14 protein-coding genes are annotated in these 20788 nt (G+C 59.5%); 6 read left to right on the forward strand and 8 right to left on the reverse strand.

The genetic code is table 11. The features are described from left to right. Nucleotides 1-73: 73 nt before the first annotated feature. Nucleotides 74-757 (forward strand): DedA family protein, encoded by a 684-nt coding sequence (locus ACPTTC_RS03975; protein ID WP_175958236.1) that lies wholly within the window; start codon nt 74-76, stop codon nt 755-757. A gap of 465 nt (nt 758-1222) precedes the next feature. Here the strand turns inward: ACPTTC_RS03975 and ACPTTC_RS03980 are convergent, their stop codons facing one another. From ACPTTC_RS03980 to ACPTTC_RS03995, 4 genes are all read right to left on the reverse strand, one after another. Then, complete coding sequence (locus tag ACPTTC_RS03980; protein ID WP_423391605.1) at nt 1223-2983, reverse strand: hypothetical protein; 1761 nt, start codon at nt 2981-2983, stop codon at nt 1223-1225. A gap of 245 nt (nt 2984-3228) precedes the next feature. Further along, on the reverse strand, nt 3229-4041 hold the full coding sequence (locus ACPTTC_RS03985) for a mechanosensitive ion channel family protein (protein ID WP_423391606.1): 813 nt from the start codon (nt 4039-4041) through the stop codon (nt 3229-3231). A gap of 147 nt (nt 4042-4188) precedes the next feature. Continuing rightward, a complete protein-coding gene (locus ACPTTC_RS03990; protein WP_423391607.1) occupies nt 4189-5877 on the reverse strand; it encodes a capsular biosynthesis protein in 1689 nt (562 codons plus the stop codon). Between the two features lie 335 nt (nt 5878-6212). Then, complete coding sequence (locus tag ACPTTC_RS03995) at nt 6213-7364, reverse strand: glycosyltransferase family 4 protein (protein ID WP_423391608.1); 1152 nt, start codon at nt 7362-7364, stop codon at nt 6213-6215. Between the two features lie 161 nt (nt 7365-7525). Here ACPTTC_RS03995 and ACPTTC_RS04000 point away from each other — a divergent pair, with 161 nt between their 5' ends. The 5 genes from ACPTTC_RS04000 to rfbC all read left to right on the forward strand — a co-directional run bounded on the left by ACPTTC_RS04000 (nt 7526) and on the right by rfbC (nt 12301). Continuing rightward, nucleotides 7526-8698, forward strand: a complete 1173-nt coding sequence (locus ACPTTC_RS04000) for a polysaccharide biosynthesis/export family protein (protein ID WP_423391609.1) — start codon at nt 7526-7528, stop codon at nt 8696-8698. A 212-nt stretch (nt 8699-8910) separates the two neighbouring features. Continuing rightward, nucleotides 8911-9969: a dTDP-glucose 4,6-dehydratase gene (rfbB, locus tag ACPTTC_RS04005; RefSeq protein WP_423391610.1), complete on the forward strand. Its 1059-nt coding sequence runs from the start codon at nt 8911-8913 to the stop codon at nt 9967-9969. Between the two features lie 2 nt (nt 9970-9971). Continuing rightward, nucleotides 9972-10862 (forward strand): dTDP-4-dehydrorhamnose reductase, encoded by an 891-nt coding sequence (gene rfbD, locus ACPTTC_RS04010; protein ID WP_423391611.1) that lies wholly within the window; start codon nt 9972-9974, stop codon nt 10860-10862. Between the two features lie 18 nt (nt 10863-10880). Continuing rightward, complete coding sequence (gene rfbA, locus ACPTTC_RS04015; protein ID WP_423391612.1) at nt 10881-11762, forward strand: glucose-1-phosphate thymidylyltransferase RfbA; 882 nt, start codon at nt 10881-10883, stop codon at nt 11760-11762. Beyond that, nucleotides 11759-12301, forward strand: coding sequence for a dTDP-4-dehydrorhamnose 3,5-epimerase (gene rfbC, locus ACPTTC_RS04020; RefSeq protein ID WP_423391613.1), 543 nt, complete (start codon nt 11759-11761; stop codon nt 12299-12301). Before rfbA ends, rfbC begins: the two co-directional genes overlap by 4 nt. Nucleotides 12302-12356: 55 nt before the next feature. On the opposite strand, the gene ACPTTC_RS04025 is transcribed toward rfbC, so the two are convergent. The 4 genes from ACPTTC_RS04025 to ACPTTC_RS04040 are packed head-to-tail and all read right to left on the reverse strand — an operon-like array spanning nt 12357 to nt 20409. Next, nucleotides 12357-13880, reverse strand: coding sequence for a glycosyltransferase family 4 protein (locus tag ACPTTC_RS04025; RefSeq protein WP_423391614.1), 1524 nt, complete (start codon nt 13878-13880; stop codon nt 12357-12359). Further along, on the reverse strand, nt 13877-16132 hold the full coding sequence (locus tag ACPTTC_RS04030; protein ID WP_423391615.1) for a glycosyltransferase family 2 protein: 2256 nt from the start codon (nt 16130-16132) through the stop codon (nt 13877-13879). The genes ACPTTC_RS04025 and ACPTTC_RS04030 overlap by 4 nt, the downstream gene beginning before the upstream one ends. Further along, nucleotides 16116-17111: an NAD-dependent epimerase/dehydratase family protein gene (locus ACPTTC_RS04035; RefSeq protein ID WP_423391616.1), complete on the reverse strand. Its 996-nt coding sequence runs from the start codon at nt 17109-17111 to the stop codon at nt 16116-16118. The genes ACPTTC_RS04030 and ACPTTC_RS04035 overlap by 17 nt, the downstream gene beginning before the upstream one ends. Beyond that, entirely contained in the window at nt 17098-20409 is a 3312-nt protein-coding gene (locus tag ACPTTC_RS04040; protein ID WP_423391617.1) for a glycosyltransferase, read from the reverse strand. The genes ACPTTC_RS04035 and ACPTTC_RS04040 overlap by 14 nt, the downstream gene beginning before the upstream one ends. Between the last annotated feature and the right edge of the window lie 379 nt (nt 20410-20788).

The raw sequence follows: 20788 nt of genomic DNA on the forward strand, positions 1-20788 counted from the left end.
CGCCCGGCCTTGACCGGCGGGCGCTTCCGCCATATTTGGCCGTTCCGGCCCTTTCGCCTTCGAGGAATCGCATTTGGATACGCTGCTTCATTTCGTCAATCTTGTCCTGCATATCGACGCATTCCTCGGCGATTTCATCCGGCAGTACGGCGCATGGGTCTATCTCGTGCTGTTTCTGATCGTGTTCTGCGAGACGGGGCTCGTCGTGTTCCCGTTCCTGCCCGGCGATTCGCTGCTGTTCATCGGCGGCGCGTTCGCGGCGACGGGCGAGATGAATGTCGGCTTGCTGATCGTGCTGTTGCTCGTCGCGGCGATCACCGGCAACACGGTCAATTACATGATCGGCCGCTGGGTCGGCCCGAAGGTGTTCAACACCCATATCCCGGTGCTCGAGCGCTTCCTCGATCGCGCCGCGCTGCAGAAGACCCACTCGTTCTACGACAAGCACGGCGGCAAGACGATCGTGCTCGCGCGCTTCATCCCGGTCGTGCGGACGTTCGCGCCGTTCGTCGCGGGGGCTTCGTCGATGAGCGTCGCGCGCTTCCAGCTCTTCAACGTGATCGGTGCGTTGGTGTGGGTGCTGCTGCTCGTGCTGCTCGGCTATTTCTTCGGCAATATCCCGTTCATCCGCCAGTACCTGAACGTGATCGTGCTGGCCGGGATCGGTGCGGCGGTCGTGCCGGTCGCGCTGGGGGCGGTGTGGAAGCTCGTGCGAGGGCGGCAGTCGGATAATGCGCAGAAGACGGGCGGGCGTTGAGCGATTGAGCTTCGTTTCCGTTTCGGTGCAGTAAAAAAGCGTGGCGGGTGCCACGCTTTTTTTTCGTCCGATGTCGTCGTTACGCGTTGCGATGCGAGATCGGGGTTTCGGGCGTCGGGTATTGTGCGTCGCCGGGCGCCGGATCGAGGCGCGGGGAGATGTCGTAGTTGCGAGCCTGCTCGACCGTAGGTGCCTTCGAAACGGACGATGTCGTCTTCGCCGAGTACGAGCCAGACTGGACAGGGCAGCGGCGCGAGGTCGTCAGTCAGGTCCCGGCAGGCACGGGCTTCGTCGGGATGGGTTCGTCAAGCGCGGCAACATGCCCGCTTCTTGCGAGTCCCGTCGCCCCGGTACGACCTAAAAGTCCTGCTGCATTCACCTTCCACGATTGCTCTGAGGCGATTTCTCAACGTGCGCTCGCTTGTTGCAAAAGACTCTGTGTCATTACCGGAGCGAATAAGGGGCTCACTTGCGACGCAACGCCATGTGCAGTTTTCGGAGTGGATCTGTAATCCGCCAAGAGGCTGATGTAAGGATTTCCTCGATCATTGCATTCTTTTCAGTCATATCGGACGCCAAGCGATCCCGGTCGCTTACGACTTCTTCCAGTTGCTGCAGATGCGCGCGCTGCATGTCCGAGACCTGGCTTTCATGTTGCCGGCGACTTTCCTCCAACTCCTGTTCCATACGGACGCGATGCGCGCTTTCTTGTGCGGCCTGTTCCTTCCAGTGATCGCGGTCCTGGATGTTTTCTTCGAGCCTCTGCTCTACAGCGACGATGGCGGATCTCAAGTCGGAAATCGCACGATCCCGTTCGCCAATGACTTCTTCCAGCTGCTGCAGATGCGCGCGTTGCATGTCCGAGGCCTGGCTCTCGTGCTGCCGGCGGCCTTCGTCCAGCTCCTGTTCCATACGGACGCGATGCGCGCTTTCTTGTGCGGCCTGTTCCTTCCAGTGATCGCGGTCCTGGATGTTTTCTTCGAGCCTCTGCTCTACAGCGACGATGGCGGATCTCAGGTCGGAAATCGCACGATCCCGTTCGCCAATGACTTCTTGCAGTTGCTGCAGATGCGCGCGTTGCATGTCCGAGGCCTGGCTCTCGTGCTGCCGGCGGCCTTCGTCCAGCTCCTGTTCCATACGGACGCGATGCGCGCTTTCTTGCGCGGCCTGTTCCTTCCAGTGATCGCGGTCCTGGATGTTTTCTTCCAGCCTCTGCTCTACAGCGACGATGGCGGATCTCAAGTCGGAAATCACGCGATCCCGTTCGCCAATGGCTTCTTCCAGCTGCTGCAGATGTGCGCGTTGTATGTCCGAGACCTGACTCTCGTGCTGCCGGCGGCCTTCGTCCAGCTCCTGTTCCATACGGACGCGATGCGCGCTTTCTTGTGCGGCCAGTTCCTTCCAGTGATCGCGGTCCTGGATGTTTTCTCCCAGCCTCCGCTCCAGATCGGCGATCACGGATCTCAGGTTTTCCAATTCCGTTCGATGGATATCGCGATCGCGCCGTGCGTTGGTAATCTCCCGGTGAAGCGCGACCCGATCCAATGCGTCAAAATCCGGGAAGAGATCACCCTTCGGGATGTTCGTTGAATTCGCGAGCTCCCCGCCGATCCTCACTTTGTTCGGCTGGGCGGTTTTGGCGTGCGCGAGCATTGCGGTGGAAAGGTCGATCCCATTGAGGATCGGTCGCAATTGTTCGTAGAGGTATTCGCCGTCGGCGATGAAGCGGGGGAACTCCAAAAAGATCAGCGGCACGCGCTTCTTTACGCAGGCATGGATTACTCGGTGGAACCCCATCGACAGCAGGCGAGCCTGATCGATCGGATTCAACGAATAGACGACGCCTCCCGGTGTAGATCCCCACGTATGCCAGCGCGTCAATTCGCCGGGAAGCGCTTCGTGCCCGAGACGCGCACGCAATTCGTTGGCTACTCTACTCGCGGAGGCCTCCACAAGATCCCGCATGGGGATGATGACGGCGTCGACTGCGATATTGTCGCGCGCGAGCAGTTCGTCGACAAATTCATAAAGCCATGGGGATTTGATGACGTAGGGAAGATCGGCATTGTCCGCCGGGAAGTCCTCAAGGCCGGCATTGGCATTCTCATCGAGTTGATCTTCAGGATTTCTCGCGAGATGCGTGTCGAGGCCGCACGCCGCAAGGTATTGGACCAGGAAGCTTGTTCCGGCACGACCGGTGCCGGCGATGAGAAGGTGATGTTTCAATTTTTGTAAGGTACCTTAAGTAAGGCCGTGATTGCCAACTTCACTTCTGAGGCAGCGGTCGTTTGTCGGCACGTTGTGATGACAACGACGACATAGCTGCCTCAGAGTCCCGTTTCATAAGCCAGTGCGAAGGATCCGACTGGTGACCAAGGAAGTCAGGGCCACTGGCTTCCAATAACGACGGGTTTTACAGCAAACTTAAGTGGCTGTGCCAAGCATTTTTCGTGCGTCGATGAATCGTGCCGTCAGGCCGTACGATGCGAGATCGGGGTTTCGGGCGTCGGGAATTGCGCGTCGCGGAACGTATCGAGGATCACGCGGTTGGTGTCGCAGTACACCTGCCAGTAGTTCTCGGGTGCCGTGGACGGGCGCACGAACAGCAGCGGGCCTTCCGGCGTGAACTGCAGCACGCCGACGTCTGGCGCCGGGGTGGTCAGCACGTTCGGGATCTGCTGGATCGACGTCTTCAGGCGGTTGATCGCGTCGACCGCATCGACGCCGTTCGCGATCTTCGCGGTCAGGTCGACACGACGGTACGACGTCGCGCTGTAGTTCGCGATGTTGTCCGAGAAGATTTTGTTGTTGCCGACGATCGTCACGATGTTGTCGGGCGTGATGATCGTCGTGCCGAACAGACCGAGTTCCTTCACGGTGCCCGTGACGCCGCCGGCATTGATCACGTCGCCGATCTTGAACGGACGCAGCACCTGCATGAACACGCCTGCGGCGAAATGCGCGAGCAGGCCGCCCCAGGCGGTACCGATCGCGAGGCCGAGGCCGGCGAGCAGGGCGGCGAACGAGGTCGTCTGCACGCCGAAGATCTGCAGGATCGCGAGGATCAGCAGGATCGTCAGCAGCACGCCGACGACGGAGGTCAGGTAGTCGGTCAGGGTCGGGTCGACCTTGCCGCTTCGGCGCACGACCTTGCCGAGCAGGCGCGTGCCGATGCGGATCGCCCAGCGACCGACGAACCACAACACGATCGCGGCGAGGAGGTTGAGGCCGAAGTCGAGACCGCGGGTCATCAGGAATTGCTGGGCTGTGGCGAGATCGATCATGCGTTCTCCGGGAAAGTGGGAAGAGGCGGGTGCGAGGAGAGGCGTCGCGGCGATTTTTATACCGCGACATGTGTTCGCGGGCAACCGGAAGACGGATTTGCGACTGGTGGCAGTGCAACAAACCGGTGCCCGGGTTCGGATGCATGCCTAGGCCGGATCTTGGCGTGCCGAGTTCTGCCGATAATGCCAGGAAAGGTGGCACAGGGCGTTGCGAGTCCACCGAAATGCCTTCAGGTAGGGGCGCCAGCGGTCCTGGGCGACGGTTTTGAGCGGGCGCGCAGCGTCCTCCGACAACTGGCTGACGACGGCTTCGGGGGTGGTAAAGAGCCGGAGTTGCCAGTCCCAGTAAAGCGGATAGCGCAGCAAGGCGCCCGCCACCAGCATATCGAGCGACAAAGTCCGCTCGCGCCAAGGCAGCGGTGCGAGGTTGTCGTCCGTCAAGCCCCAGCCAGCGTAGAACGGTAACCCGTATGTGCAGACTGTCTTGCCACGCAGCAACGCGTCGAATCCGGCGAGGGACGACAGCGTGTGTACTTCGTCGGCTGCCTCGATCAGCGAAATCATGTCCGACTCGGAGTCGACGATGTTTGCTAGCTGGGCGGCGTTGACGAGGCCGCTCCGGTTTCCGGAGAGCACGTCCGGATGAGGCTTGTACACGATGAATGCGTCGGGTTGACGTTCGCGCACGCGGCGCAGCAGCGTATCCAGGCTGTTGATGCCACGTGTGCCAAGCCGAATCGACGCGTCGTCGGCGACTTGGCCGGGCACCAGAATGACGGTTCTCCCGTCGGGCGCACGCCATGTCGGTGCCCGGCGACCCAGGTTGTATTTGGTCAAACCTGCGTCGACGATCTTGAGCCGCAGTGCTGCTGCTCGCGCCAGCTCAGCGTCGTCAAACGTCTCGTGATTCAACAGGTCGGTCAGGTCGCTGGGGGCGCTGGCGTCGAAATAGATGCCCCGGAGGTCAACGACCTGGCTGCGTGGTGGCGACATATCCGATCCCAAGCCGGTGGAATGGATGAAACCGTCTTCGATTCTGACGTGGGGGGCAGTGGACAGCTTGTCAGCTGTGCGCGCACCCCAGAAGGCAGCAAATTCGCCCTGTCGCACGGGATGCGTTCCATCCGTCCAGCGAAGTCGCCCGCCGCCCGCAGTCAGAAAGGGGGTGGCGTACGGCCGTTTCCACCATTGAAAGCGGACGCCTGCGAGCTGATCGACGCGGGCGAATCTTCGTGCCACCGCGTGTTGCACATCGATGAAGTCGAGCAGCGCGCCAAGCGTGCCGGGACCGTATGTTATCGGGTCAAGGTAGTGCATGTGCTCCACGAACAGGGATTCGAACAACGCCGCGATTGTCGGGCGTGCGACACGACCGGGCAGCGGCCGGGCGTCGTTGGTCAAACCCCATCCGGCATAGAGCGGGCGACCGAACACATGCAGCGGTACGTTCGCCAGCAATGCACCAATGCCTTCCGACGCAGTGACGACATATACGCGGTCGACGTGGCGAAGGATGTCGCCTAGCGACGTGTTTGTGTGAAGAAGGCGCGTGTTGTCCGGCAATGGTGCGTGCTCCGATAGCCAGGGGCCGCTTCCTGGATCGTTGCTGCGTAGTATCCAGATGGATGCACCGTGCTCCAGCGCGCAGATTTGAGCAACCATTTCGCGAAACTGTCTCGCGCGCTGCGTCGGGCGTGAATCAGGATCGACCGCCGAATGCGTTCGTTCGTCGATCACGAGGACGGCGGGGTGCGCTGCATCGTGTTCCAGTTCGCTCGGCAAAGGGGTAATCCTGGTGCGCATGTGCAGCGCATCCGACGTCAGTACACGGGACATCAGCGCTTCTATTGCCGGCGACGTATCTGTTTGGGACGCGCATAGCAGTCTCGTGTTCAGTGTGGCGACGAGCTGGCCGGAGTCTTTGCCGGCAATCGATGGCAGCCAAGACAGGGGCGACACGCCCGTGTAGGGGCGTGCGGCGATGGGGCCCGCGGCGATGACTCCGGGTGACCAGCGGGCGATAGGGTGCGGCCTCGCACGTGTTACGTGGCGATGCCAGATCGTTGCGGTTCCGCTGATTACGCGCCGCATGTGGCTCGGGTCGCACGACAGCGGTTGAGGGGGGGTATGCGCATCGCGTCCGTCCGGGCGGAAATCAGTCGAATCATCGTTCAGTTCAGTGTGGCGAGAAATTCATCGACGCGGTCAAAATGATCAGGCCAAGTCGGTACTCGAAAGCGGGGAATGCGCGAGAGTTGGGCCGCCCGTTCCGGGCTGTTGTGCGTGGCATACGACATGATCCGCGCCTGCCATCCCGGTCCGTCCAGCGGATCGAGATAATCGGGAATGTCGTCGGCGATCTCGTGGAAGATTGCGATGTCGCTGGCCAACACGGGTACGTTCAACGCGAGCGCTTCGACGAGGGGCAGGCCGTAACCTTCCGCGAAAGACGGGAATAACAGTGCTCGCGCATGTTGCAACAGCGCGCTCAGGCGCTCGTCCGAACAGCCCGGCTCCTCGATGACAAAACCTCGCAGTTCGGCGCAGCGCTCGAGCATGTCGACGACGTTTTCGCATTCCCAGCCTCGACGGCCGACAATCACGAGTTTCGGTGCAGCGTCACCCTGCAGTTCGACCAGCCTGCGCCACACGTGCAGCATGAACCAGTGATTCTTCCGGGGTTCGATGGTGCCGAGCATGACGAAGTATGGCTTGTCCAGCGGTGGGGCGCACGTGATCCTCTGCAGGGTGGCAGGCGCAAGATGCGCGACGACGGTGGGCGGCAAAGGCAAGCCGGCAAGATGCGCTTCGTCGACGAGTGCATCGAGCGTGCCTTGGGAGTTGGCGATCAGGCCGTTTGCATGTCGCAGTGCCGTTCGGATGCGTCCGCGATGCGCGTCGTCGATTCCGGGGCGGCAGTATTCCGCATGGGTCAACGGAATGAGGTCATGCACCATGAAGACCGTACGTGCATTGCGCCTCGTCATGGCGCGATAGTAGCGCGGAAACTCCATGCCGTTATGACTGGTATGCAGAAGCGTAGCACTATGCAACTTGGACGAGGATAGCGGTCTGAGCAGGGTCTGGGCGATGATCCTGCGCAACAGCCCCCTGTCGCGTTTTGTCGACAGAAGCAGTGAGAAGATACGTTGGGAATTCCGTTCCGACATCATTGCAGAGAAGCCCCGCTCGCTCAGAATTGCGCGTGCTTGCTCTCCATATCGCTCAATGTAGGCCAATCCGACTCGATCGACGCCGGTGGGAATCAGGCCATCGTGAAAACGTTTGGCAAGACGCGTGACGTCCAGAAGAATTTGTGTCACTGGGGTGAAATAGAGTTGCGCTACACGGGAGCTGGTCGTCGCTGCCGGACGTTTGTTTGCCGAGGGTAGAAGACTCGTGCAATATATATGGGTGAATTATTCTATGGCATCTCGCACTGTGCGACAATTTGCGCCAGTCTATTCTTAAAAATCTGCACTTCATGTCGCATTTGCTAAGCCGTGTCATAACGCCGGTGCTGCTGCTCGGCGCGCTCGCCGGTTGCTCTATCGTCCCGACGTCCGGGCCCAGTACCGCACAGGTCAATCGTGCAGCGAACTCATCCGCCGCAGGCGAGAACGCGACCGGGATCCAGATTGTCGACATAACCGACGATGTGGCCCGCAAACTCTATGCAGAACGAGGACGTTCGGATTTTGCAACGACGCTGGGCGTCGCGGCGGATTTTCAGCAACAACTCGGGGTCGGCGATACGATCGAGGTGTCGATCTGGGAAGCGCCGCCGGCGATGCTTTTCGGGGCGGCACAGGGTGATGGCAGGAGCGGGCCCAGTAACGCTCGTGTGACGGTGCTCCCGGAGCAGACGATCGACGGCAGTGGCTTCATTAACGTGCCGTTCGTCGGCAATGTCAAGGCGACAGGCCGAACGCCGACGCAATTGGCGCACGATATTACGAATCATCTGAAGAATATCGCCCATGATCCGCAAGTGCTGGTCCGGCTGTCGCGTAATGCCACTTCTTACGTCACCGTCGTCGGTGATGTCGTGAACAGTAATCGTATGCAACTATCCGCGCGTGGCGAGCGGTTGCTGGATGCGCTGGCGAGTGCGGGCGGCGTGCGTCAGCCGATCGACAAGATCACGCTGCAGGTGACCCGCGGCGACAGAGTTGTGGCGCTTCCGCTCGAAACCGTGATTCGTGATCCGAGGCAAAATGTCCCGCTGCGCGCTGGCGACGTCGTCACCGCGCTGTTCCAGCCGTACAGCTTCCTGGCACTGGGGGCGACCGGCAAGAATCAGGAAATCAATTTCGAAGCGCAGGGTATATCGCTCGCGCAAGCGCTCGCGCGCGCCGGCGGTCTCGAGGATGCGCGTTCCGATGCGCGGGGCGTGTTCATATTCCGTATGGAAGGCGCGAATTCGCTCAATTGGCCAAATCAACCGGCTCGCGTGACGGCAGACGGCAAGGTGCCAGTTATTTATCGGCTCGATCTCCACGATCCCAATTCGTTCTTCATTGCGCGTAATTTTATGATGGACAACAAGGATCTGCTGTATGTGTCGAATGCACCAATTACCGATATTCAGAAGGTGTTGAACCTCGTATTTTCGGTCGCATACCCTGTAGTGACGGGCATCCAGGTCACACGATAAGTTGACAATGTTTCAAAGGCCACGCGCACCCGATTTGGAATGATCGGGTGCATTCGTGGAACGGCTGAGCGCCCGGGGGCGCTGCACCTGAGTTGGGTGCGCGATGAATAAGCGGCTGTGTCAATATAAAACGCGATAAATCGAAACATGGTCGCGGCATCTTTGTCGATCATGTTTTGATTTTCTGCTCGATTATTTAACTGGGGGAATCTATGCTGCTCGTTACTGGTGGAGCCGGGTTTATCGGTGCCAATTTTGTGCTGGATTGGTTGGCGGGAAGCGACGAGCACGTACTCAATGTCGATAAGCTGACGTATGCCGGCAACCTCGATACGCTGAAATCGCTGGACGGTGATAGCCGTCATATGTTCGTGCGCGGTGATATCGGTGATCGCGAGCTTATCGGCGCGTTGCTTGAGCGATACAAACCGCGCGCTGTCGTCAATTTCGCAGCCGAATCCCATGTGGACCGATCGATCACGGGTCCTGGGGAGTTCATTCAGACGAATGTGGTGGGTACGTTTAATTTGCTTGAGTCGGTGCGTGTTTTCTGGAGCGCATTGCCGGACGATGAACGCAAGGCATTCCGGTTCCTCCATGTATCCACTGACGAGGTCTTCGGCACGCTTGCTGCGAACGATCCACCTTTCGCGGAAACGAATCCATATGAGCCGAACAGCCCCTATTCGGCCAGCAAGGCCGCGTCCGATCATCTGGTCCGTGCGTGGCATCACACGTACGGCTTACCCGTTGTGACCACGAACTGTTCGAACAACTACGGCCCGTTCCACTTTCCCGAAAAGCTGATTCCACTCGTCATTCTCAATGCGCTGGCGGGCAAGCCGCTGCCTATCTATGGTGACGGGCAGCAGATTCGCGACTGGCTCTATGTGAAGGATCATTGCTCGGCGATTCGAGCGGTACTGAAATCGGGCGCACTCGGAGAGACCTACAACGTAGGCGGTTGGAATGAAAAGGCCAATCTCGATGTAGTACGCACGATCTGTTCGATTCTCGATGAATTGAAGCCACGTACCGATGGTGAATCGTACACAACGCAAATCAATTTCGTCCAGGACCGGCCGGGTCACGATCGCCGATATGCAATCGACGCACGCAAGCTCGAACGCGAACTGGACTGGAGGCCGGCCGAAACATTCGAGACGGGCATCCGCAAGACGGTTGCGTGGTATCTGGACAATCAGGATTGGGTGAAGAACGTCACGAGCGGGCAATATCGTGCGTGGGTCGAAAAGCAATACGGAGCTTGAGGATGCGGCGAATCCTGATTACCGGCGCAAACGGCCAGGTCGGTTTCGAGTTGCGTCGCTCGCTGGCGCCGCTTGGCGCCGTTACCGCGCTCACGCGCCAGGACATGGATATCTGCAATGCTGATAGCATCCTGGCCGTTCTGGAGCGCGAGCGGCCCGATGTGATCGTTAATCCGGCAGCCTATACCGCTGTCGACAAGGCAGAGAGCGAGCCGGACGTCGCACGTGCAATCAACGGCACGGCGCCGGGCATTATGGCCGAGTGGGCTGCCGCGCATGGCGCGATGCTTGTCCACTACTCGACCGACTACGTGTTCTCGGGTTCGGGGACCGCACCCTACCGGGAATCCGATCCCGCCGACCCTCAGTGCGTCTATGGCATGACCAAGTGGGAAGGGGAGCAGGCGGTACGCCATTCCGGATGCCGGCATCTGATCTTGCGGACCAGCTGGGTCGTTGGCGCGCATGGTGCCAATTTCCTGAAAACCATCCTGCGTCTCGCCAGTGAGCGCGAACAGCTCAGGATCATAGCGGATCAGGTGGGGGCGCCGACTTCCGCGTCCCTGATCGCCGATGTGACGGCGCATCTCGTGACGCGTCAGGGCCAACGCCCCGAGCTGTTCGACTATGGGACCTACCATCTGGCCGCAGGCGGCGAAACTACGTGGTACGAATATGCGTGCCACGTGGTTGACGCGGCAGAACGTCGGGGCCTCGCCCTGAAATTGAAGTCGAAGGACATTCAACCCATCGCGACGCATGAATATCCTTTACCAGCCAAGCGTCCTGCAAATTCACGGCTGGATTGTAGCAAGTTGACCGGTGCGTTCGGGCTACATCTGCCTGATTGGCGCCATGGCGTCGATCACGTCTTTTCCGAAGTACACGACTAAGGCAGGAGTAACGACAACATGAAACGAAAAGGCATTATTCTCGCCGGCGGGTCCGGTACCCGGCTTTATCCCGCGACGCAGGCCATCAGCAAACAACTCCTGCCGATTTTCGACAAGCCGATGATCTACTACCCGCTGAGCACCTTGCTACTCGCGGGAATCCGGGACATCCTGATCATTTCGACGCCGCAGGATACGCCGCGCTTCGAGCAACTGCTCGGCGACGGATCGCAGTGGGGCATCAACCTGGAATACAAGGTGCAACCGAGTCCCGACGGGCTCGCGCAAGCGTTCATGCTCGGCGAGTCGTTCATCGGTCGCGATCCGTCAGCGCTGATCCTTGGCGACAACATCTTCTACGGTCATGATTTTGCACCGTTGTTGCAAAAGGCCGCCTCCAAGGTATCCGGGGCCAGTGTGTTCGCCTATCGCGTACATGATCCGGAACGTTACGGGGTCGTGGAGTTCGACGACACCGGCAAGGCCATCAGTATCGAGGAAAAGCCGGCGCAGCCGAAATCACATTTTGCGGTGACAGGCCTCTATTTCTATGACGAGCACGTCGTTGACTTCGCGAAGTCGATCAAGCCGTCGCCGCGTGGTGAACTCGAGATCACCGACCTCAACGCACTCTATCTTAAGGAGGGCACGCTCGACGTGCAGACGATGGGGCGGGGTTATGCGTGGCTCGACACCGGCACGCACGAATCGATGCTCAGCGCATCGCAATTCATCGCTACGATGGAGCATCGCCAGGGCCTGAAGATTGCATGCATCGAGGAAGTGGCGTATCGACTCGGCTATATCGATGCCGAGCAACTGCTTCGCCTGGCGCAGCCGCTGAGCAAGAACGGTTATGGCCAGTATCTCAAGGACATTCTGACGGAAGCGGCGCGATGAACGTTATTGAGACTGCTATCCCCGACGTCAAGATCTTCGAACCGAAGGTATTTGGCGATGCGCGAGGTTTTTTCTTCGAGAGCTTCAATCAGAAGGTTTTCGAAGAGGCCGTTGGGCGATCGGTTTCGTTCGTCCAGGATAATCACTCGAAGTCGGCGAAGCACGTCGTGCGCGGACTGCACTACCAGATTCAACACGCGCAGGGCAAGCTCGTGCGTGTCGTGTCGGGCGAAGTGCTCGACGTTGCTGTCGACATCCGCCGTTCGTCCCCGACGTTTGGCCAGTGGGTTAGCGTCACGTTATCCGCCGAGAACAAGCGGCAGCTGTGGGTGCCGGAGGGATTCGCGCACGGCTTTGTCGTGACGTCGGAGTCGGCCGAATTTTTATACAAAACGACCGACTACTGGTATCCGGATGCCGAACGCGCAATCAAGTGGAACGATCCGGAGCTGGCGATCAAGTGGCCGGTGAAGGACGAGGCACTCGTATCAGCGAAGGATGCGGCCGCATCCACATTTGCTGAAGCCGAGTACTTCTGACGGAGATTGCCTGAATTGCAGGCGAGGAGCGGAGGATACGCTCCTCGTGCTGCGTTCACGCGCGAGAGGGGATTCGCGCGAAAAACTCGCCCCATTGCGGTAAGACATTGCCCGGCAGATATCGCTCCGAGATGTCCGCGCCTCGCTCGATAGCGTCCAGACGCTTGCCGCCTGCATCTGGGGAGTGAAGCATCTGTTCGAGGCAGTCGGTCAGGCTCGCTACACAATGCGGGTCGAAATATTCCGCGGCATCCGAATAGATTTCCCGGTGTACGGCGATATCCGATGCGGCGACGAAGCCTCCGCTGCGCATTGCTTCGACGCCTGAAAAGTCGAACCCCTCCGCGAGACTCGGGCAGACGGTCACGGCTGCATGGCGATAGAGCACTCGCAATTCATCGGCTGGAACCCTTTCCAGTGGATAGAGCACATTCTGCTCTATCCACGGTTGCATGTCCCGGATGATTGGATCTGCGTCCCATCCGATACCGCCCACGATCACGAGTTTCAGTTCCGGATCGACCGTTGCACGCAGTGCCGCGAACGCCGAGATCAGGATCGAATGATTCTTTCGCGGCTCAAGTGTCGATACCATCAGCAGATAGCGGAACGGCGAACCGGGTGCGAGCCTTGAGGGAGCGTTCGTGATATTGACGTTGCGCCTCGTCAGGACGATCGACTCGACGCGGTTCGCGGGTGAGTCTTCCGGAAAGTAGTGGTGCGAGACCATGTTCGGAATGGTCACGGTGCGCGCATCCAGCTCTGGAAAAACCGACAGCAGGTCCTGACGAGTGGACTCCGAGACACACGCAAAATACGCGCCCTGAGCGACGTTATCGGCCAGGGCTCGGAAGTGCGCCGCCTGATGTCGCATTTTGTTCGCGAATACGTGTGGCATGAAGATCGGCAGCGCGTCGTGATAGCGAACGACCAACGTGGTACCCGACGCGACCCGGCCGGGATACGGCGTCTGCGCGATAAAGATGTCGTGCCCGGTCGTGTCGAGCGTCGGATAAATGGTGCGTTTGAGCCATTTGGCAGACAGCATTCCCGCCGACTGCATGATATTCCACGGAATCGTACATACACGGAACGGACGCGACGTGACCCGTGCGAAGTCCTCTGCCGGCAAGGTCTTGCTGAACAGCGCTTGCCACACGTACTCCTCGAAGTGGCGCGGCTCGAAGCGAGTGAGCGGAATTTTGCTGCGCTCGCCAAGCAGTGCGGTCGACAGCATCAAACCGTACGCGACGCGCCGACGTTTCAGATACAGTTCGACTTCGTTCAAAAGCTTGCCGCTCGGCTTTGTATCGAGACTGACGATGGCTCGTGAGTAGCGATTGAACTGCTCGCTGACCGGAGATGTAGCGTTGTCCTCGCTATCTTCGAGCAACGAGGTGCCGGGCTCCAGAAATCGCAGCGATGTCTGCAGCAGTCCGGTAATTTCGATCGAGGGGCTGCTGGCCAGATTGCGAAACAGAAGCCGGGTTTCTTGCGGAATACCTGCGAAGCCGTCGAGGGCAGGGCGCATTTCCAGCAGGACTCGCCGGGGCGTGTCGGATGGGTTCGGATGACTCATGTCGGAATGACGGGCCGTTCGGCGTAGTGACGAGCAAGCGCGATGCGCGCGGTGGGGACGCGGGGCGGCCATGCGTAGCCGAAATCCTCCGCGTCGAGATTGAGGTTCGGATTGTAGGCCGGGTCGTTGAGCAGTTGTTCGCCCCACGCGCGTTGCATGTACGCGACTTCGCGCGCGCTGCGCTCCTTCTTCTCGGGCGCATCGTCGAAACCGCGGCTCGCGGATTCGTGATGGTAGAGCTCAGCATAAGGCGTCCAGACGTTGACATACCCTGCCTCGCGCAGCCGGAGACAGAAATCGACGTCGTTGCACGCGACCGCGAGGTCCACCTCGTTTAGGCCGCCAATTTCCTCGTACAGCGCTTTTCGGACGAACAAGCATGCGCCGGTCACCACCGAGTATGACTGGATCACGCTTGCCCGATCACGTACGCCGCGGTTTCCCCTGGGGAGGAAGCGATGGACATGACCGGCGATACCATGAATACCAAGTACCACGCCGGCGTGCTGGATCGTATCGTCGCCGTACCAAAGCCTCGCGCCGACTGCGCCGACCTCCGGACGCACCGCGTGGCTGACCAGTTCGGTCATCCAGTCTGAGTTGATGACCTCGATGTCGTTGTTGATGAGCCCGAGTACGGCTCCGCGCGCATGTCTGGCCGCAAGATTGTTGAGGCGCGAATAATTGAATTCACGCGGGTCGCCTATAACCCGGACTCGTGGCTCGGCAGCAATGTCGCGCAAATACCGCAAGGCATCGGGATCGTCCGAGCCGTTATCGATGATCAGGATCTCAAAGTCGGGGTATTGAGTCCGGCCGAGAATGGATTCCACGCAGACGCGCAGCAGTTCGACCTGGTTACGAGTCGGGATGAGCAGGCTGACCAGCGGCCGGGCAGACGGGAGCGGGTAGCGTACCCGGTATGCGGAGCCATCCGTATCGACGTGTGCTGCGATGTTCTTCCGCTCGAAGTGACTGTCGAGCGCGCGCTGTCCCGCGGCGAGGGCGTAGGGTTTGGCGCCGGTGTCGGAGGCCGTGCTGCCGCCGTGTACACGCCAGTGATAGAGAATGCGCGGGATGTGATGAATCGATGTTGACGGAAGGTGTTCGATACACCGCAACGCCAGATCGTAATCTTGGGCCCCATCGAACATCGGCCGAAATCCGCCGACCTCGACGACGAGCGCACGCGAATAGGCCGCGAGATGGCAGATCATGTTGTGCGAATAGAACAGGTCCCTGTTCCAATCGCTTTTGAAGTATGGATCCGAGCGTACGCCGATCTCGTCGATTTTGTCTTCGTCCGAATAAATCAGACGAGCATGCGGCAGTTGCCCGATCGCGTCTGCGATCCAGAAGAGCGCGTGCTCGGCAAGCAGGTCATCCTGGTCGAGCAATGCGATCCACGCGCCGGTTGCGAGTTCCAGCGCTGAATTCGACGCTGCCGAAATGCCGCCGTTGGTGGGGCGATATACGACCTTGATTCGTGCGTCATTCGCGCGGAATTCGTCGAGCAGCGCTGTGACGTCCGGATCGGCTGATCCGTCGTCGGCAATGCAGAGTTCCCAGTGAGGATAGGACTGCGTGCGAACCGACTCGAGGGCTTGGCGAAGCCACGCGCAATTCGGGCGGTACACCGGTACGACGACAGAAATGAGCGGCGGGTTCACCCATTGCGCGATCGCGCCGCGGATGGCCGTTTGATCCTCATTATTTGGCGTGTCGAACTCGCGTACCCAATGTGCATACAGTGCGTGTTCACTACGTTGATCGAATGCTGCGCAGTAATGCTGCCAGAGCTCGTGTGTCGCGATTGCGCGGGGCGCGCGCCGAGTCATCACGCGATACGCGGGGTCGGTTGACAGCAACCGCTTGTGCATGCGCGACTTTGCGAAGCCGTGCGATACCCGGATGAGTGCAAACTGGATGATCGAGAATCCGGCTGCTGGCGGGTCGAATTGAAATTGTATCCGCCCGCTTCGCTCGACGAAAATCAACCGCTTGCACAATCGACCGGAGTAAACGAAGAGCGGAAAGGTGGTCTGCTCCCGGTTCGCAACGGCGTGGATCGTGCATCTGCAGCGCACTGCACTTGATGCGACCTCTAGCTCGACCATGTACCAGCCGGGACTAACGGGGCGTGTGAGTGTCGCGATTACGCCGTCCCTGTCAGGCGAGATGCCGATGTCGAGATGTTTCGCCGTCCACCGCCATCGTCCAATCCACCCGGCCCAGTTACGCAGTTGCTGCATACGGGGGCGAACCTTCGACCACATCCAGTGCGCCGCACAACCAGCGGTACGTTGTCACCAGCGCGGACTGCCAATCGGTGCGAGGCGTCCATCCCAGGTAGTCCCGTGCGCGACGGATGTCGAGGACGTTCATCGGAACATCCGCAGCGCGGCCGGGGCTGTATTCCACGCTCGGCAAATCACGATGAATACCGGCGATCGACTGAATGACGTCGTTGACGGATTTTCCTACGCCGCTGCCGATGTTGAAGATGCGCGGCGCGTGCGGCGCGTCCAACATCGTCGATGCGATGATCGCCTCGACGACGTCCTGGATGTACACATAGTCGCGTACGACACTTCCATCCCCCCAGATTCCGATCGGAGCATGGCTCAGTGCCTTGCCGAAGAGATTGGCGATCAATCCCTGTTCATGCGGCATCTGATATTCGCCGAAAGGGTTGGCGATACGCAGCGCGACGTAATCAAGCTGGTGCAAATGGCGGAACAGGTGCAGGTAGCCCTCGACGGCGTGCTTGACGATGCCGTACGAGCAGATCGGACGAGGAATGGCGTCTTCAATGATCGGTACGACGGGTTGGGGGCCGTACACCGTTCCACCGGACGACGCATATATCACCTTCTTGACGCCGTGTGTGCGGCATAGCTCGAGAAGGCGCAGTGTGCCGATCAGATTCTCTTCAACGTCGCGGGCTTTTGCTTCGTTGGAGGGCGCGGGCAGCAGCGTGTTGACGAGATGAAAGACGAAATCGCTGCCTCGGATCGCATCGTCGAGCCCGCTTCCCGTCGCGAGATCGGCACGGTGCCAAGTGACCTTGTTAGCCAGTTCCACTCGAGCAGTCGTGGACCGTCCGGCTCCGATCACCGTAGCACCGGCGCGGTGCAGCGCGAGACACAGATTCGTGCCAATGAAGCCATTGGCACCAAGCACGGTGCAGCGTGCGCCGGCGAGCGATTTCCCGTCGTCAAACTGTTGCATGGTTTTCCCTCGCGTGGGCGTCGGATGCTACGCCACACGCAGTGAAAAAGGAATTTGTAAACGCTTGGACCGAAAATTGATTGTCGAACACTTTCTTGCCGCCAATCGCGATCGCCGGCAGATCATTGGCGCGATCGACGGCCTCGCGCAGCATCTCGGCGATCGCTTGCGGTTCGGGCGACCGCGACACAAAGCCGGAGACGCCGTGTTCGATGTACGAGGACGTGCCAGTCGTATTCGTGCACAAGAGTACCTTGGCAACACCGAGCGCGTCGATTGATACGAGCGGGAGCGTATCGTCCCGGGACGCGATCAGGATCGCATCCGCCGCGGACAATTCCTCGACGTAGCGGTCGTACGGAATCTCTGTCCGGATCGTGATTTCCGGCAGCGTGCGTGCATTGGTCTCGACTGCGCGGAAGAAATGCTCGTCGAGTACCCGCCCGTAAAGATTGAGGCGAAGCTTCGAGCGGTATTCCGGCGGCAGCAGGTCGAATGCCGCAACGGCCAGGTCCTGGCCCTTGCGCGGCTCATACGAGCCCATCAGCGACACGTTCAGCGGCAAGCGCCCCTTTGCGGGGGGCAAGGGCTTGTCGCTGTGAGGCTGTACACCATACTTGATCACTTCGGCGTCGGCACGCAGACGCTTGACGAGCACGGCAGCATGGTCGCTGCCGGCCCACACGCCTTTCGCCACCGAGAATGCCTCCGTGATGTCGGGCTGAATATTCAGTAGATGCTCGAGTAGCGAGATTTCGTGGATGTACCAGTATGTGTCGACGACCGAACTCAATTGCTTGATTGCCGGCCACGTGACAACGGTATTGGCGATCACGAGATCGAAATTGCGAGCGAATCGTTCAACGGAAGGATGCTGGCGCAGCAGGAGCTCGTCGATGATAACCGGCACACCGAGATCGTTGAGCTGCTGACGGAAGACGCCATCCGTCGGTGACGCGACGACGACGAAATGGCCGGCCTCGCGCAGTACCCGAGCCATCTCGAACACAACACGCGGCGCACCGCTACCTGTAAGGTCGTGCGAAACCAGCAGGATGTCCTTACCCCCTTCCGGCGCCTGAGGAACGTCGGCATGGAGTTGCCATGCATCCGGGGAGTCATGGAACAGGATGTCGCGCATCGCCGGCGGGAAATAAGGATCGTACGATGTCTCCTTGCCCCAGCGGCGCAGCAAGAAGATGTCGGACTTGTCCTTTTTGCGTGGAACGTTGTGGACAACTTCTGCTTTCTCCGTTTCGGCGATCGACATGTGGCCGATATGGATGAGCGTTGCATGCGGCGTGTAGAGGCAGGAGTATCCTTTTTCGCGTACTCGGAAGCAGAGATCGACGTCGGAGTGCGAAATCGGTGCATTGATTGCGTCGTAACCGTCGATCTGGTCGAACACGCTCTTGCGCATCGCGAGGCATGCGCCGCAGATCAGCGATACCTCACGCAGCCACATGGCCATGCTGAAATGCGTGTCGGTTTCATGCGGCAGGCAATGGAATGCCGTGCCGACCAGACCGCGCACACCGGTTACCATGCCGGCGTGCTGGATCAGATAGTTCTCGTACAGGAGCTTGGGGCCGACAACGCCGACGTTCGGGTCGACAGCGAAGCCCTCGAGGATCATTTCGATCCAGTCCTTCGACACGACTCGCACATCGTCGTTGTAGAAGATGACGATCTCGCCGGTCGCCAGTGCAGCCCCTTCGTTGCACTTCAACGAGAAATTGAATGGCTTGTCGAACGGAACAAACCGGACACATTCCGGTACCCTGGACTTGTTCAGTTTCTTGATCAGCTTCGAGTTCGTGACGACCAGAATTTCATAGTTGCGATACAACGAGTTGTCGACAATCGATGCAATCGAATCCTGGATATTGTTGAGATTGTCCGATGGAATGACGATCGAGACCTTTTCGGTCATCGACGAGACAGCGATCCGCAAGTGGTTGGCGGCACGCTCTGGGCAGGCTTCTCCCTGCAGATTGCGGCGGGCTGCCGCATCTTGAAGTGCGGCGATGTTGGTTGCACGCGCGTGCGGCTTGTCGCCCTGCGCGGCAGAGCCCGCAATCATTCGCCAGCCGTACAGCACGCGGTCGATGTGATGAATGCGCTCGGTCATCTCGGCGATGCGCAGCGCGAGATCGTAATCCTGGGAGAAATCGTACTCGGACCGGAACCTGCCAGCCTTTTCGACCAGAGACTTCCGATAGATCGACAGATGGCCGGTGTACATGCAGTTGTACAGCATGGCCGGGCTCCAGTCCGGCTTCGTGAACAGCTGGATCGGATTGCCGGCATCGTCGATCTTGCACTCGTCGGAGTAGATCATGTCCAGCGCAGGGTTCTCGTGCAGTGCCGACACGACGTGATGCAATGCATCGAACGTGAGCATGTCGTCGTTGTCGAGCAAGGCGACGAATTCTCCGGACGCCATCGCGAGCGCGATGTTGGTTGCGCCAGCAATGCCACGGTTCGTTTCCTCGATCGAGACCTTGACGCGTGAGTCGCGGGCGGCGGCGTCATTCAGGAATCGCGCGAGATCCGGAAGGTTGGAACCGTCGTCGACGATGCATAGCTCCCAGTTCGTGTAGCTCTGGTATTGCGCCGACTCGATCGCCTTCGCCAGGTACTCGAGCGGTACCTTGTAGACCGGCATCAGGATCGAGATACGGATATCCGTCTTGATGGCCGACGGTTCGGACGCCTGGGCGATGAAGCGCGAACGCAGGGCTACCAGCGCGGCATCATAGCGGCGGGCAATCGGATCGTGAACGGCTGCGGCTTGATAGGCTGATTCCACCGTCGCAACGGGCGCAGGCGCAGGCAGCGCGGTCGAAGCGTCGCCAGCCCTGAGCGATTCCACCAGCGCGGTCAATCGATCCAGCTTGCGATCGAACTCGGCCATCTGCAACTGAATGGCATCACTGAACGCGTTCAGCTTGTTTTCGATCGCTCGAACGGTATGCTCTTGCTCCAGCGCTTCAGGTGCCCATGAACGCCGGAACCACAAGCGTGGCGACAACAGCTTGCGGCGCTTGTGAGCCTGAAGCAGTTTGTCGAGGCCGGGGAGTACGACGCGCGCCGCCTTGCCCTCGGTGCTCAGACACAATTGCGCGATCACCTCGGTCTTGCTGATGCCTGTGCGGAGGCGATTCAAATAGTAGTGCATGCCCTCAGCATCCGGCGCACGCCGCAAAAGCGTTTGATAAGCGACGGTGACGAATCGTTCGTCATGGTAACCGAACAACTCTGAAAGACTGGCTGCAGGGTTATGCATTTGAATCATGGAAACAAGTTCCCCGAGGTGTTTGACCGCCGTGGCGGTGTGAGTAGGTTAGGAATACGCTGAAATCTGTCGAGGACGGACGCGCGCGAACGCGACTGCCCCTGATGGCTCGATAATGGTCCGCTAGCATGTCACCGCGTCACGCGATACGCATTGTATTCTCAATGCTGTGGACGACTCTCGGGACGAGATTGGTGCCGAGTTCACGTCTTGTCCGTTCGTGCGAAGTGCACGCCCGATGTCTGGATCCGATGGTCTGACGAATTCCCGGTTTCGTTATAAATTATCTACTACGGTGACGGACTCATCCGAAATAGCCCCATTTGCCGTCGCCGCAACGATACGATTGTAAAATCAGATGATGATGCCTGACAAAACA

It is taken from the genome of Burkholderia mycopellens (genome assembly GCF_964265025.1).
Lineage (GTDB): Bacteria > Pseudomonadota > Gammaproteobacteria > Burkholderiales > Burkholderiaceae > Burkholderia.